At 69.4% G+C, this 16,081-nt stretch carries 9 protein-coding genes; 8 read left to right on the plus strand and 1 reads right to left on the minus strand.

The features are described from left to right. The first annotated feature begins 37 nt into the window (after nucleotides 1–37). The 4 genes from EDD40_RS36630 to EDD40_RS36645 all read left to right on the plus strand — a co-directional run bounded on the left by EDD40_RS36630 (nucleotide 38) and on the right by EDD40_RS36645 (nucleotide 9,140). Complete coding sequence (locus EDD40_RS36630) at nucleotides 38–1,597, plus strand: alpha-N-arabinofuranosidase (protein WP_123746930.1); 1,560 nt, start codon at nucleotides 38–40, stop codon at nucleotides 1,595–1,597. Nucleotides 1,598–1,780: 183 nt separating this feature from the next. Beyond that, nucleotides 1,781–3,931, plus strand: coding sequence for an alpha-galactosidase (locus EDD40_RS36635; RefSeq protein WP_123746931.1), 2,151 nt, complete (start codon nucleotides 1,781–1,783; stop codon nucleotides 3,929–3,931). A 193-nt stretch (nucleotides 3,932–4,124) separates the two neighbouring features. Further along, nucleotides 4,125–7,019: a glycoside hydrolase family 9 protein gene (locus EDD40_RS36640; protein ID WP_246038146.1), complete on the plus strand. Its 2,895-nt coding sequence runs from the start codon at nucleotides 4,125–4,127 to the stop codon at nucleotides 7,017–7,019. A 441-nt stretch (nucleotides 7,020–7,460) separates the two neighbouring features. Then, nucleotides 7,461–9,140 carry a glycosyl hydrolase gene (locus tag EDD40_RS36645; protein WP_211348319.1) on the plus strand — a complete coding sequence of 560 codons (1,680 nt, stop codon included), beginning with the start codon at nucleotides 7,461–7,463 and terminating at the stop codon, nucleotides 9,138–9,140. A 201-nt stretch (nucleotides 9,141–9,341) separates the two neighbouring features. Here the strand turns inward: EDD40_RS36645 and EDD40_RS36650 are convergent, their stop codons facing one another. Then, nucleotides 9,342–10,781, minus strand: coding sequence for an alpha-L-fucosidase (locus tag EDD40_RS36650; RefSeq protein WP_123746933.1), 1,440 nt, complete (start codon nucleotides 10,779–10,781; stop codon nucleotides 9,342–9,344). 692 nt (nucleotides 10,782–11,473) lie between these two features. On the opposite strand from EDD40_RS36650, the gene EDD40_RS36655 reads away from it, so the two are divergent. The 4 genes from EDD40_RS36655 (at nucleotide 11,474) to EDD40_RS36670 (ending at nucleotide 16,042) form a co-directional block, all read left to right on the plus strand. Continuing rightward, entirely contained in the window at nucleotides 11,474–13,213 is a 1,740-nt protein-coding gene (locus EDD40_RS36655; protein ID WP_342777804.1) for a glycoside hydrolase family 6 protein, read from the plus strand. A 212-nt stretch (nucleotides 13,214–13,425) separates the two neighbouring features. After that, nucleotides 13,426–13,776: a hypothetical protein gene (locus EDD40_RS36660; protein WP_123746935.1), complete on the plus strand. Its 351-nt coding sequence runs from the start codon at nucleotides 13,426–13,428 to the stop codon at nucleotides 13,774–13,776. Nucleotides 13,777–13,829: 53 nt separating this feature from the next. Beyond that, nucleotides 13,830–15,203 (plus strand): calcium-binding protein, encoded by a 1,374-nt coding sequence (locus EDD40_RS36665; protein ID WP_170185332.1) that lies wholly within the window; start codon nucleotides 13,830–13,832, stop codon nucleotides 15,201–15,203. Nucleotides 15,204–15,304: 101 nt separating this feature from the next. Then, on the plus strand, nucleotides 15,305–16,042 hold the full coding sequence (locus EDD40_RS36670) for a nuclear transport factor 2 family protein (RefSeq protein WP_148089024.1): 738 nt from the start codon (nucleotides 15,305–15,307) through the stop codon (nucleotides 16,040–16,042). The last annotated feature ends 39 nt before the right edge of the window (nucleotides 16,043–16,081 follow it).

Genomic DNA, 16,081 nt, shown 5'->3' on the forward strand with positions numbered 1-16,081 from the left:
CATGGTCTCCGAAGACGGACAAGGAGCAGTAAGAGGCATGGTCGTCACCATCAACGCGGACCTGGGCGACGTGATCGGCCCGGTGCCGCGGAGGCTCTTCGGCTCGCTCGTCGAGCACCTGGGCCGATGTGTCTACACCGGACTGCACGAACCGGACCACCCGCGCGCGGACGCGAACGGACTCCGCGGCGACGTGCTGGAGCTCGCCCGTGAACTCGGCGTCACCGTGGTCCGCTACCCGGGTGGGAATTTCGTGTCCTCCCACCGCTGGGAGGACGGTGTCGGCCCGGTCGGCGAGCGGCCCACCCGGCTCGACCCGGCGTGGAACGCGGTGGAGACCAACGAGTTCGGGCTGCACGAGTTCATGGCGTGGGTCGACGCGGTGGGCGCCGAGCCGATGTACGCGGTGAACCTCGGCACCAGGGGTATCCAGGAAGCCGCCGACGTGCTGGAGTACTGCAACCACCCGGGCGGCACGACTCTCAGTGAGCAACGCCGTGCCAACGGTGCGCAAGCGCCCTTCGGCATCCGACTGTGGTGCCTGGGCAACGAGATGGACGGCCACTGGCAGGTCGGGCACAAGACCGCGTCCGAGTACGGTCGGCTGGCCGCCGAGACCGCCCGCCTCATGCGGATGATCGACCCCGCCGTCGAACTGGTCGTGGCGGGCAGCTCTGCCTCGAACATGCCGACCTTCGGCGAGTGGGAGCGCACCGTCCTGACCCACACCGCCGCCCTTGTCGACCACATCTCGGTGCACGCCTACTGCCAGGAGCACGACGGTGACGCGGAGAGCTACCTCGCGAGCGCCGTCGGCCTCGACCGCTACTTGAAGGACACCGCCGCGATCATCGACCGGACGCTGGCCGACCTCGGTCTGGACAAGAGCATCGGCATCGCCGTCGACGAGTGGAACGTCTGGGACCAGCGGCACTGGAACGAGATGGAGCAACCACGCCTGCGCTCCGCGCCGCCGGTGGCGGGAGGTCGGGTCATCGAGGACACCTACACCGTCACCGACGCCGTCGTGGTCGGCACGCTGCTGAACTGCCTGCTGCGCAACACCGACCGCGTCACCATGGCCAACCTGGCGCAACTGGTCAACGTCATCGCGCCCATCCGCAGCGAGCCCGGAGGCCCGGCCTGGCGCCAGACGACGTTCCACCCGTTCCACCTGGTCGCCCGCGCCGCACGCGGGGTGAGCCTGCGGACGGCCGTGACCGGTGCGCCGATCCACACCTCGCTGCACGGACCGGTCGACCCCGTCGACGCCGCGATCACGTTCGACGAGCACACCGGCCGGGCCGCCGCGTTCCTGGCCAACCGGTCCACCAACGCCGAAACCGAGGTGATCCTGTCGCTGCGCGGTGCTTCGCTGGAGGTCGAGGAGGCGCACAGCGTCATGGCGCCGCCCGGCACGACCCGCCACGCGACCAACACCGAACACGCCCAACCGGTCGTACCGGTGCCCCTGGCCGGGGTGCGCACGGCGGCCTCTTCGGACGGCACGACGCTGTCCGTGACGTTGCCCGCGCTGTCCTGGTCCGCCGTCGAGTTCCGCGTCACCGGTGCTTCTCCGCGTCCTTCTCCTCGCTGACCTGAACGGTCTTTGTCACTGTCATTGACAAACTCTCGCCGCAGCTCTTAGCGTGTCCTGGCACGAGCGATCGGCTCGGGCAGTGCACCAGCGGCTGCGGCTGTCAAAGGGGATACCTCGCATGCGATCGCGTTGTTCCACACTCCTCGACGTCGCCGGGGCGCGTGTCGTGCGGGAGCGCCGATGAGCGCGACCGGGCCGTCGTGGCCCGGTCATCCGGTCGTGCTCGCGGCGGCCGGTGTGTCGCTCGTGCTGGCGCCGCAGGCCGAGGGCTTGCCGGAGGTGCTGCACTGGGGAGCGGACCTCGGCCCGCTCGGTCAGGCGGAGCTCGACGAGTTCCGGATCGCGCGGGAGCGCGGGGTGTCGGCCAGTGCGCTGGACGAGCCGTGGCCGTTCACCCTGGCGCCCGGCGAGGGCGACGGTTGGGCGGGGGCACCGGGTCTGCTGCTGGAGAGGAACGGAGGCCCGATCCGCCCCCGTTGGCGGGTCACCGGGTTCTCCGTCACGTCCACCGACATCACGGTGACCGCGCGGTCCGCCGGTGTGCTGCTGGAGACCGACCTCGGCCTGGACGCGCACGGTGTCCTCCGCGTGCGTCACCGGGTGCGCAACGAAGGGGCGACCCCGGTGCGCGTCGTGGTCGCCGACGCGGTGCTGCCGCTGGACGACCGCGCGACCGAGCTGCTCGACTTCAGCGGTCGCTGGACGCGCGAGCGGATGCCGCAGCGACGTCCCCGTACGCAGGGGACCCTGGTGCGCGAGTCCCGGCGAGGGCGTACCGGCCATGACTCACCGACCCTCCTGGCAGCGGGGGTCCCGGGTTTCGGTGACCGCCACGGCGAGCTGTGGGCCGCCCACCTCGCCTGGAGCGGTGACGCGCGCTACCGCGTCGACGACCTGCCCGAGGGGCGCGTCGCGATCGGCGTCGGCGAGCTGCTGCGCCCCGGTGAGGTCGAACTGGCGGCAGGTGAGGTCTTCGAGACCCCGGACGGCGTCTTCGCCTGGTCGGACCGCGGGCTCGACGGGGTGTCGGCCCGCCTGCACGCCTCGCTGCGCGACCGGCCGCACCACCCCACCTCACCTCGACCGGTCGTGCTGAACACGTGGGAGGCCGTCTACTTCGACCACGACCTCCCGACCCTGCGCCGGCTCGCCGATGTCGGCGCCGCCATCGGCGTGGAGCGGTTCGTGCTGGACGATGGCTGGTTCCGGGGAAGGCGCGACGATCGCGCCGGGCTCGGTGACTGGGTGGTGGACGAGGCGGTGTGGCCCGACGGCCTGCACCCCTTGGTCGACCACGTGCGCGGATTGGGCATGCAGTTCGGGCTGTGGGTCGAGCCGGAGATGGTCAACCTCGACTCGGACCTTGCCCGCGAGCACCCCGACTGGCTGCTCACCCCCGATGCCGACCGGGCGCGGACCATGCGCCACCAGCACGTGCTCGACCTCGCGCTGCCGGAGGTCCGCGAACACCTGCTCAAGCACCTGTCCGCACTGCTGGACGAGTACGACATCGCCTACCTCAAGTGGGACCAGAACCGCGACCTGCTCGAAGCCACCCACCTCGGCCGCGCCGGTGTCGACGCGCAGGTGCGCGCCCTCTACGACCTCCTCGACACCGTGCGCGCCCGCTACCCGGCGCTGGAGATCGAATCGTGCGCCTCCGGTGGCGCCCGCATCGACCTCGGCATCCTGGACCGCACCGACCGGGTCTGGGCGTCGGACTCCAACGACCCCGTCGAGCGCACCCGGCTGCAACGCTGGACCGAGCTGCTCCTGCCACCGGAACTGATCGGCAGCCACGTCGGTCCACCCCGCTCCCACACCTCGGGCCGCCACGCCGACCTCGGTTTCCGCATCGCCACCACCCTGTTCGCCTCACCCGGCCTGGAATGGGACCTCACCACCTGCGGCCCGCACGAGCTGGAGGTCCTGACCGCGTGGATCGACTTCTACCGCCGCGTGCGCCCCACCCTGCACACCGGTGAACTCGTCCACGACACCCCGATCGACGGCGGAGCGCTGCTCACCGGAGCGGTCGCCCCCGACCGCGCCCACGCGGTGTACCGCCTGTCCCGCACCGACTCCGGCGACCGCTCAGTGCCGCCACCCCTTCGCCTGCCCGGGCTCGACCCGACCCGCCGGTACCGGCTGCGGGTGGTCGACGAACTGCCCGCACCCCGACTGCTCGACGTCCGACCACCGGTGTGGCTGGCCGCCGGGAAGACGGTGGCCACCGGCCGCGTGCTGGCCGAAGCCGGTCTCGCCGCGCCCCTCCTGGCGCCGGCCCAAGCCCTCGTGCTCGAACTCACCGCACTGGACGGAGGTACCTGATCCCTCCGCTGGCGACCTCCTCGCCGGCATCCGACTGACCTTCTGCGCCCAGGAGCACCGGCTCATTCTCGGATGACCTGTGCGAACCAGCTGCCCGATTGTCCTGGGGTCGTACACAACACCTCTGGGAGCGCTCCCGGAACGTCCCGTAAACCGTTGCCAACCGTCAGAGCAGACGGAGGAGAACAGTTCGATGGCATCACGTCCCTTTTTCCGGTGGCAGCGCCCCGCCGCGGTCGCCCTCGCTGCGGCGATGGCGATGAGCGGTGCGCTCGCCACAGGTGTCGCCCAAGCGGCGGAGTACGAAAGAATCCTCAACGGCACGTTCGACAACGGGTCCACCGATCCGTGGTGGGCCGGGAACGTGTCGACCGCGGCCGTCAACGGCGAGATGTGCGGCACGGTCCGCGCCGGCACGAGCAGCCCGTGGGACGCGCTGCTCGGCCAGAACGGGGTGCCGTTCGAGGCGGGCCAGTCCTACACGATGGCCTTCGACGCCCACGCCACCGCGCCGCGGCCGATCGCGGTCGTCATCGGCCAGGGCGTTCCCCCGTACCAGGAGATGCTCAAGCGGGAGTTCCAGCTCGGCACGACGAAGCAGCGGTTCACCTTCACGTTCACCGCCACGATGGACTTCCCCGACGCCGGCGGCGGGCAGATGAACTTCCACCTCGGCGGCCAAGCGGCCGAGAGCCGCATCTGCTTCGACAACGTGTCGCTGACCGGAGGGCTGAAGGCGCCCGGGGAGGGTTATACGCCGGCGCCCAAGAAGGTGCAGGTCAACCAGGTCGCCTACGTGCCGGGTCTGTCCAAGCAGGCCACGCTGGTGTCAAGTGCGGCCACGCCGCAGCCGTGGGTGTTGAAGAACTCGGCCGGGACGACGGTGGCCACCGGCCAGTCGACCCCGAAGGGCACGGACACCAACTCCGGCGACCCGGTGCACCTGATCGACTTCTCGTCGTTCGACACCCCGGGCACCGGCTACACGCTCAGCGTCGGCGCGGACACGAGCTTCCCGTTCGACATCGCGACGGACGAGCTCAAGAAGCTGCGCTACGACTCGCTGGCGTACTTCTACCACAACCGCAGCGGCATCCCGATCGAGGCGCAGTACGTCGGCACGCAGTACTCGCGGCCGGCCGGTCACGTCGACGTCGCCCCGAACAAGGGTGACAGCGCGGTGCCGTGCCGCGCCAACCTCAACTGCGGTTACACGCTGGACGTGCGCGGCGGCTGGTACGACGCGGGCGACCACGGCAAGTACGTCGTCAACGGCGGCATCTCGGCGTGGCAGGTGCTCAACACCTACGAGCGGGCGAGACTGATCGGCGACGCCGCGGCGCTGGGCGACGGCAAGCTGAACATCCCGGAGAAGGCCAACGGGGTGCCGGACATCCTGGACGAGGCGCGCTGGGAGGTCGAGTTCCTGCTGAAGATGCAGGCGCCCGACGGCATGGTCCACCACAAGATGCACAGCGAGCAGTGGACCCTGCTGCCCACGCGGCCCGACCAGGACCCGTACCAGCGCCTGCTCTCCGCGACCAGCACCGCGGCGACGCTGAACATGGCCGCCGTGGCGGCGCAGTCCGCGCGAATCTGGAAGACGATCGACCCCGCGTTCTCGGCGAAGGCGCTCGCGGCGGCCACCACGGCCTACGCGGCGGCGAAGGCCAACCCGGACAAGATCTTCAACTCCGACGACAGCGGCGGCGGCGGTTACGGCGACGAGGTGCTGACCGACGAGTTCTACTGGGCCGCGGCGGAGCTGTTCACCACCACCGGTGAGGCCAGCTACCGCGCCGATCTCACCTCCTCGCCGCACTTCAAGGGCAAGAGCCTGAACGCGCGTGGTTACGACTGGCAGTCCCTCGGCCCGTTGGGCGACATCACGCTCGCGCTCGTGCCCAACGGGCTGCCGGCCGCCGACATCGCGGCCATCAAGTCGGCGTTCACCGCCGTGGCCGACCAGCACCTCGCCCAGGTCGCCGATCTGGGCTACCCGGCCCCGTACCGCAAGAGCGACGGCGGCTACGAGTGGGGCTCCAACGGCCTGGTCGCCAACAACATCGCGGTGCTCGCGCTGGCGCACGACTTCACCGGCCAGGCCAAGTACCGCGACGGCGTCTACAACGCACTGGGCTACCTGCTGGGCCGCAACCCGATGAGCTACTCCTACGTCGCCGGCTACGGTGACCGGGCGTTCGAGAACGGCCACCACCGGTTCTGGGCCAACCAGCTGGACCCCGCCCTGCCGGTCACGGCGCCGGGCACCCTCTCCGGTGGTCCGAACAGCTACGGCCGCGACTCGCACGCCCAGCGCTTCATCCCGGCCGACTGCAAACCGCAGAAGTGCTACGTCGACCACATCCAGGCGTTCACGGTCAACGAGGTCACGATCAACTGGAATTCGGCCCTCGCGTGGATCGCCAACTGGGCGGCGGAGAAAGCGGGCGGCACACCGCCGGTCGAGGACACCACCCCGCCGTCGGCGCCGGGCGCCCCGGCCGCGTCCGACATCACCACCACCGGCGTGAAGCTCACCTGGAACGTGGCCACCGACGCGGAGAGCGGCGTCAAGAACTACGACGTCGTCACCCTCGACGGCGGCGCACAGCGCGTCGTCACCACCGTGTCGGGTGCGTCGGCGACCCTGACCGGCCTGACGCCCGACACCGCCTACACGTTCGCGATCATCGCCCGCAACGGCGCCAACCTGACGTCGGCGGCATCGCAGACCACGGCGGTGCGGACGAAGCCGGACACCTCGACCGGCGGCTGCAAGATCACCTACCGGGCGAACTCCTGGTCCAACGGCCTCTCCGCGAACATCACGATCACCAACACCGGCGCCACCGCGTGGAACTCGTGGACGCTCAAGTTCGCCTTCCCCGGGAACCAGACGGTCACCCACGGCTGGTCGGCCGACTGGACCCAGACCGGCGCCGAGGTGACGGCCACGAACGTCTCGTGGAACGGCAACCTCGCGCCGGGCGGCTCGACGTCGATCGGGTTCAACGGCTCGTTCAGCGGCCAGAACACCGACCCCACCGCGTTCACCGTCAACGGCCAGTCCTGCACCAAGGGCTGAGCCACCACCCGACCCGGGCCGTCAGCCGCTGCTCCCATGCGGCTGACGGCCCTGCCTCCCACCTGTGATCGGAACCGACACGCCCATCCCGGACCACGGTCCGACGGAGCGGTCCGACGGAGCGGTCCGAGGGGAGGAGGCAGTACCCGGGGGCTCCCGGTCGCAGTGTCGGATTCCGGGCCGACCGCTGCGTCACCGGGTGTCTCACGTGCCGCGCTGGCGGGTGTGGCACGTGACGTGCGCCCGACGCGTTCGACGCCGCGTCGGGCGCACGCCCGCGATCTTCCGATTCGGCGTACCGGCGACGCGGTGTCGCCGGTGCTCCGACACGTTTCACGATTGCGCGTCAGACCTATTCCTGCCAACGGCGGTTAGGAACATCCAATGCGTATTCCAATGCTTGTTTCGCTGATAGTGGCGACCCTGGCGGTGCCCCAAGCGGTGATCCCGGCAACGGCCGGCGCGGCGGCCGGCACGTGGCTCGAAGCCGAGGACGGGGTGTTGTCCGGAACGGTGGTCGAGTCCAGCCGGCAAGGCTTCTCGGGCACCGGTTACGTCGCCGGGTTCGACCAGGCCGCCGACAAGGTCACCATCACCGTCCCGTCGAGCGCCGGCGGGCTGCACGACCTGACCATCCGCTACGCCACGCCGTACGGGCAGAAGACGGCGTCGCTGTCGCTGAACGGCGGCGGCCTGGGCGACGTGACCTTCCCCGCGAACCCGGCGTTCACCGAGATTTCGGCGGGCAAGGCGCTGCTGGTCCCGGGCGACAACACGATCACCATCACCAACAACTGGGGTTGGTACCTGATCGACGCGGTCAGGTTGACGCCCAGCGCGTCGCGACCGCCGCACCAGGTGACGGGTGCGCCCACCGACCCGGCCGCCACGGCCGAGGCCAAGGGCCTGATGCGGTACCTGACCGACAACTACGGAAAGAACATCCTGTCCGGGCAGCAGGACCAGGCGAGCATCGACTGGGTCGAGCAGAACACCGGCAAGGCGCCCGCCGTCGGTGGCTACGACCTGATGGACTACTCGCCCAGCCGGGTCGAGCGCGGCACCGTCGGACGGGACGTCGACCACGCCGTCGCGCACGACCGCCGCGGCGGGATCGTGACGATGGTGTGGCACTGGAACGCGCCATCGGGGTTGATCGACCAGCCGGGCAAGGAGTGGTGGCGCGGCTTCTACACCGACGCGACCACGTTCGACCTGGCCGCCGCGCTGGCGGACCCGACCTCGACCGACTACGGGCTGTTGATCCGCGACATGGACGCCATCGCGGTGCAGCTCAAGCGTCTCGCGGACGCGAAGGTGCCGGTGCTGTTCCGACCGCTGCACGAGGCCGAGGGCGGCTGGTTCTGGTGGGGCGCCAAGGGCTCGGGCCCGGCCAAGCAGCTCTACCGGCTGCTGCACCAGCGCCTCGTCAGCCACCACGGGCTGCACAACCTGATCTGGGTGTGGAACTCCGTCTCGCCCGAGTGGTACCCCGGCGACGACGTGGTCGACGTGGTGAGCGCGGACGTCTACCTGCCGCAGGGCGACCACGGCCCGGCCATCGGCGCCTACGAGCGCCTGGTGGACCTGGGCGGTGACCGGAAGCTGGTGGCGCTGGGCGAGGTCGGCTCCATCCCCGACCCCGACGAGATCCGCGCCTACGAGGCACGTTGGTCCTGGTTCGTCACCTGGTCCGGGTCCTTCATCCAGGACGGCGTGACCAACCCGCGCGACTTCGTGCGGCGCGTCTACCACCACGCCACCGTCATCACCCTGGACGAGTTGCCGGACTTCAAGCAGTCAGGGGGACCGCAGGAACCCCCGGGCGACTGCACCGCGGCGCTGCGCGTGGTCAACCAGTGGGGCAGCGGGTTCCAGGCCGAGGTCACCGTGAAGAACCCGAAGGCGTCGGCGATCACCGGCTGGCAGGTCGAGTGGCCGCTCGCCGCGGGCCAAGGCGTGCAGAACGCCTGGAACACCGACCTCACCACCGACGCCTCGACCGTGACGGCGAAGAACGCGTCCTGGAACGGCACCATCGGTTCCGGTGCGAGCACCTCGTTCGGGTTCATCGGCAGCGGCAGCCCTTCGACGCCGACCCTGACCTGCGCCACCGCCTGACCGTTCTCCCGACGAGGTGGGGGAGCGGCCACGGACCGGACACCGACGTCCGCCCCACTTCCCCGCCGCCAGCGCAGGCCGCCGGTCGGTTCGGGAGCCGTGGTGGGTGAACTCCACCCACCACGGCTCCGTCGTGCGGTTCATCCCGTCATCGACCCACCGCTGACGTCGACGACCCTGGCCCCTGCGCCGGCTGACCGGCTACCGGTGCGCCGTGCCGCTGCCGTCGGAGACCGGGCGGGAGGCGATGCCGCCGCAGTCGACCTCACTGAGGATCGCATCGCCACCGCCGACCGTCCCTGTCGCCTCCAGGCGCACGTACCGGGCGCTGACCGGCGCGAACCGGGCGTGCTTCAACGTCTTGGTCGCCCCCCACGTCCCGGTCGCCACCTCGCCGAACGCGGTGCCGTCCGTGCTGGTCAGCACGCGGTACCCGGTGATGTTGCCGGTGGTCACCACGCCGGAGCCGTCGGTGTCCTGCCGCGGCAGGTAGGTCAGCGCGTCGATGCCGGAGTAGGTCGAGCCGAGATCCAGGGTGATCGACTGGGGCAGCGGTCCGCTCGACTCCCACAAGCTCTGGACACTTCCCCCCGACCAGTCCAGGTAGCCGTCGATGCCGTTCGCCGCGGTCCCGCTCGTCGCGGTGGCGGTGATCGGGGTGACCGGGTGGTGCAGCACGTCCGGCTGCGGTGGCAGCGACGATCGGGACGTGTCCGGCGTCCACCTGGTGCCGACCTGGCGCAGGGTGGCCACGACGTGGGGGTCGAGCCTGCCTTCCGGGTTGGGCATGCAGTTCAGCAGGAACGAGCAGTACCGGGCTTCCAAGGTCTTGAGGTGCCGGTTGACGAGGTCGTCGGGGCTCATCGTCGGTGAGTCCACTGTAGACCCGTACTGGGAGCCTCGCGGGTGCCAGAACCACCCGGTGCTGACGATGTTCTGCCCCTGGATCGAGGCGTAGGTGTTGTCCGGCGGCGCCCAGATGCCCTTCGGCTCCTCGAAGTAGATCAAATCGTTCTGCCACGGCTCCGTCTGCCCGTTGTGGTCGACGATCAGGCAGTCGGGTTGCAGGGTTTTGACGTGCTCCCGGATCTCTTGGTAGGGCACCGCCTGGTGGCCCATCTGCCACGCCCAGCCGTCGATGACCAGCACCGGGATCTCGCCGTACCAGGTCAGCAGCTCGGTGAGCTGGTCCTTGACGAAGTCGATGCCGGCGCGCGTCACGGACCCCTGGGCGACTCCCTGCGTGCGGTCCCAGATGGAGAAGTAGAAGCAGGGCTTGAGGCCCTGCGCGCGGAACGCGTCCACGTACTCGCGAACGACGTCGCGCGGGTACGAGCTGTTCATGACGTTGTAGCCGGTCTGCCTGGTCGGCCACAGGCAGAAGCCGTCGTGGTGCTTGGTGGTCAACGCCGCCCACGACATGCCCGCCGCTTTCGCGGTCGCCGCCCACTGCGCGCAATCCAGCGCGGTCGGGGCGAACAACCGCGGGTCGAGGTCGGGGGATGCCCACTCCTCGTCGCTGTACGTCGCCATGTTGTAGTGGATGAACATCCCGAACCGCATGTCGACGAAGGCCTGCTGGAGGTGCTGCAGGTTTCCCGCCGCCTGCGCGCCGGCCGACCCGACGGCTCGTGCGGCCACGCCTGCGTTGTGCGGAACGGTGGGACGGTCCGGGCGTCCTACCGACTCTTCAACCACGGGTCGCCTCCTGGGGGACTGGTGAGCTGACCAAGGACGGGTGAACAACGACGTCTTCCGCGTCGCGGTCGAGAATGCGTGAGCGAATGACCGAGTTCGCCGGTGGCGCTATTCGACCACGACGAACGGGTCACTTCGCTGGTCCATTTGTCCGAGTTCTTCGATGGGTAGCTTGTAATCGACTCCGACGTGCGGTCGGACCGCGTGCTGACGCCACCGAGGGGCTCGATGGCGAACGGCCGCAGGTGCGGCCGGTGCGTCGGTTCGACCGCCGGTGACGCGCTGGGCGCCGTCACCGGTGGAGCGGGAGCGTGGTCGGAGCGGCGGAGTCGACCAGCAACCTGACCAGGAACGACGCGGGTGCTGGTCTGCGCCCGCGACCGCTGGTCGCACGACGGACGCCCACGCTAAAGTCGGCCTCACGGTTTGTCAACATGGGTGACAAACCGGCCCTAGTGGGTTATCGTTTGTCTGGGAGCGCTCCCAGTCACCTTCTCGACCACACGTCGGATAGTGATCCGACGTTATTGCTGGGAGCGCTCCCAGACGGCGGGTTGCTCGCAAGGAGGCGATGCATGAGTCTGCGCACTTTCGTCAGTTCCCGGAAATTGACCGGGGCTTTGGCGGTGACCTCGGTGGCGGCTTTGTCCGTGGCCGGGGTGGTGGCTTCGACGGCCACCGCGAACGCCGCCGCGGGTTGTCGGGTGTCGTACCAGATCGCGAACCAGTGGCAGGGCGGGTTCGGCGCCAACGTCACGGTCACCAACCTGGGTGACGCCATTTCCGGTGGTTGGACGCTGGAGTGGGACTTCGCGGCCGGTCAGACGGTCCAGAGCGGGTGGAACGGCGAGTTCTCCCAGTCCGGGACGCGGGTGACGGTCCGCAATCCCTCGTGGAGCGCGAACCTGGGTACCGGGGCTTCGGTGACGCCAGGTTTCAACGGCTCGTGGACCGGGTCCAACCCGGTGCCGGTGCAGTTCCGGTTGAACGGCACGGTCTGCACCGGCAACGTCGACACGACCACGACCACCACGACCACCACGACCACCACCACCACGACGGGTGACAACCCCGGCGGTGGTCCGCGGGTGGACAACCCGTACGTGGGTGCCGGGGTGTACGTGAATCCGCAGTGGTCGCGTCAGGCCGCCGCGGAGCCGGGTGGTTCGCGGATCGCGAACCAGCCGACCGGTGTGTGGCTGGACCGGATCAGCGCGATCACCGGCAACGGTTCGCCGACCACCGGCAGCATGGGGCTGTCCGATCACCTCGACGAGGCCGAGAAGCAGCGGGCCGCGCGTGCGGACGGTCAGCTGGTCTTCCAGTTCGTGGTCTACAACCTGCCCGGTCGTGACTGCGCGGCGCTCGCCTCCAACGGCGAGTTGAAGGCCGATGAGATCGGTCGTTACAAGAGCGAGTACATCGACAAGATCGCCGAGATCGTGTCGCGGCCGGAGTACTCCAAGCTGCGCATCGTGTCGGTGATCGAGATCGACTCGCTGCCCAACCTGGTCACCAACGTCTCGCCGCGGGTCACGGCGACGCCGCAGTGCGACACGATGAAGGCCAACGGCAACTACATCGACGGCGTCTCGTACGCGCTGGGCAAGCTGGGCGCGATCGGCAACGTCTACAACTACATCGACGCCGCCCACCACGGCTGGATCGGCTGGGGCGACACCAACCCCCAGTACGACAACTTCTTCGCCTCGGCGAAGCTGTTCGCCTCGGTGCTGGGCCGAAACGGCGCCACCAAGGACAAGGTCCACGGGTTCATCACCAACACGGCGAACTACTCGCCACTGGAGGAGCCGTACTGGACGGTGGATGACCACGTCGGTGGCCGTCCGGTGAAGGAGTCGGCGAAGTGGGTGGACTGGAACGACTTCAACGGTGAGCTCGGCTTCGCCACGGCGTTCCGGACCGAGCTGGTCAAGCAGGGCTTCGACAGCGGCATCGGCATGCTGATCGACACCTCGCGCAACGGCTGGGGCGGACAGAACCGACCCACCGCCAAGTCGACCTCCACGAACCCGGACACCTACATCGACGAGTCTCGCATCGACCGCCGCTTCCAGAAGGGCAACTGGTGCAACCAGTCCGGCGCCGGTCTCGGCGAGCGGCCGAAGGCCGCGCCGAAGCCGAACATCGACGCCTACGTCTGGATCAAGCCGCCGGGCGAGTCCGACGGCTCCAGCACCTACATCCCCAACGACGAGGGCAAGGGCTTCGACCGGATGTGCGACCCGACATACGGCGGTAACGCCCGCAACGGGTACAACATGTCCGGCGCGCTGCCCGACGCGCCGCTCTCGGGTCACTGGTTCTCGGCCCAGTTCCAGGAGCTCATGCGCAACGCCTACCCGGCCCTGTGACCACCAGCTGACCGGCACGACAACCGAATGATCTCGAGACCCGTGGGCGGCATCCCAAGTGGACGTCGCCCACGGGCGTTGCGGCGTGGCTGATAGTCGGAAGTAGACACCGGCACCTGCACTTGAAAGGTGTTTCGGCGCTCGGTGAGCATCTCGTACGTCGATTGGCGGTGTAGTGCCACTTCTGACGATGAGAACCGCTCTACCGTGCGGTGCGGACCTGGCTGGACGAGGACTATCCGAGGGCGAAGACCGAGGGTGCGACGGTCGCGTGGGTCGACCAGTGCGGGCCGCGCTCCGACGCCGCACCACCAGGCCGCTCGTGGGCGTCGAACAACCTGTTCTTCCCCGCGACCCCGGCGTCCCTGGCGACGGCGGCCTGCCTCGGTGAGCCGATCGACGGCCTACTGCTCACCGACGCGGTGATGATGTTGTTGCTGCGCGGCGAGCACGCGCCGCCGGGCGTGGACTCGTTCGCGGACGCCGCGGTGGCCCGCTGGGCCACCGTCCACCGGGCCACCGGAATGGCGATAGCGGTGCTGAACATCGTTCACCTCGAATGAACGCCTTCTTGGCAAGGGGCCTCGCACGGAGGACCCATCCGAGAGGGGACGAAATGTCAACCAACAAGCGCGCGCTCAAGGTGGGGATGAGTGCGGTGGTCGTCGCGGCTCAGTGCCTCCTGGCGGTGGGCACGGCCGACGCCGCCGGTGGTGGTGTGGCGCAGGTCGATGGTGTCGCCATCCGGTACATGGCGGCGGCGGGTGACGCCAACGTCATCACCGTCACGCTGGTGGGCGGCGCGTACTTCATCGACGACTCGGTGCCGATCACCGCCGGTCCGGGTTGCGGCAACGTGGCGGGTGACGCCACCAAGGTCCAGTGCCTGGCCATGGGCATCCAGGGGATGGAGATCAGAGGGGGCGACCTGGGTGACACGATCACCAACAGCACCGGCACCCAGTCGCTCCTGCGCGGCGACGAGGGCAACGACACGCTGCACGGCGGGTCGGGCAACGACATCCTAAGGGGCGACGTCGGCGCCGACGTCATGCACGGGAACCAGGGGAAGGACGGCGTCACCTACTACGGCATCGCCGCGGGCGTCGTCGCCAACCTCGACGGCCTCGCCAACGACGGTACGACCGGTGAGGGCGACCTGATCGGCAACGGTGTCGAGGACCTGTACGGGGGCAACGGGCCCGACACCCTCACCGGGAACAACGTCGGGAACGGTCTGGTGGGCAACCAGGGCGGCGACGTCTTGATCGGTACGGGCGGCAACGACTACTTCTCCGGCGGGGAGGGCGACGACTGGTTGATCGGCGGCGTCGGCAACGACGAGATGCACGGCGGCCCGCACGACGACGTGCTGTACGGCCAGGAGGACAACGACGAGTTGTTCGGCGAGGACGGCAACGACTGGTTCCACGGTGGTGCCGACACGACGATCGACTTCGGTGGCGCGGACACGTTCACCGGTGGAGCGGACGTCGACACCGTCAGCTACTCCGGCTACACCAATGCCGTGTACGCCGACCTCGACGGGGCCGTCGGGGACGACGGTGTCAACCCCTACGGCGACGTCCTGTACCCCGAGCACGACACGATCGGCGCCGACGTGGAGAACCTCACCGGCGGCAACGGCAACGACACCCTCACCGGCAACGGCGGCGACAACGTCCTCGACGGCGGGCTGGGCGACGACTGGCTGTACGGCTTGGGCGGTACCGACACCGTCACCTACGCCGGCCGGAGCAACCCGGTGAACGCCAAGCTCGACGACGTCAAGAACGACGGCGAGTTCGGCGAGAACGACTCGATCGCCAACACCGTGGAAGCGCTGATCGGCGGCTCGGGCAACGACATCCTGTGGGGCAACGACCTCGCCAACCACCTGGACGGGGGACCGGGCACCAACTCCCTCGACGGCAAGGCCGGTACCGACACCTGCGTGAACGGCCCGACCATGGTCAACTGCAACCCCTGACCCACAGTGGGCTTTAAGCCCACCCACAGAGCGGGGACGAACCTGGACCCGGCCGGCGGACACCGGCCGGGTCCAGCACTCGTCCACCTCCGGGGGAACCCATGCACACCACACCACCAACCACCGAACTGCCCCTGTCCGCGGTCACCAGCGCATTGCGGGAGGTGCGCCGGGCGTTCGCGGACGCCCGCTGGCGCGTGCTCGATCTCGCTGCGGAGGGGGACACGGTCTCCCTGCGAATCCGGTTCGTCGGGTCCGGTCCGCCGACGGCCGTGCTGAGCAGACAGGGAGACCACTGGTCACTGGAATGGGCGGGCTCAGTGCTGACACTGCGGCACACCCGAGGCCTTGGCTACCTGCGCGAACTGCTGGCCCGCCCCGGCGTTGAGGTGTTCGCGCTGGACTTGGTCACCACAATTGGCGCGACCGGGCGACTGGAGCCGGGCCTGACCATGGACGAACCCGGAGACCTCGGCCCACTACTGGACGACACCGCCCGGAACGCTTACCGGCGCAGGCTAGCGGACCTGCGCGCGGAGGAGACCGATGCCGAAGACTGCTGCGACCCGGTGCGCGCGAGCCGGGCCAGGGCCGAGATCGACGCCCTCACCCGACAACTGGCCCAAGCCTTCGGTCTCGGCGGCCGGGCCCGCCCCACGGGCTCGGCAGCGGAACGGGCCCGCCTCAACACCACCCGCGCACTGCGTTCGGCCATCACCCGCATCACCGAGACATTCCCCGATCTGGGCCACCACCTGACAACCACCGTGCACACCGGCACCCGCAACACCTACCGCCCCGGCCCCCGGCCCGCGCTGGTGTGGCGGCTGAGTGGCTGATCCGATCGGGTGGACCGGTCGTTCCGGCCACGACGCCGT

It is taken from the genome of Saccharothrix texasensis (assembly GCF_003752005.1).
Lineage (GTDB): Bacteria > Actinomycetota > Actinomycetes > Mycobacteriales > Pseudonocardiaceae > Actinosynnema > Actinosynnema texasense.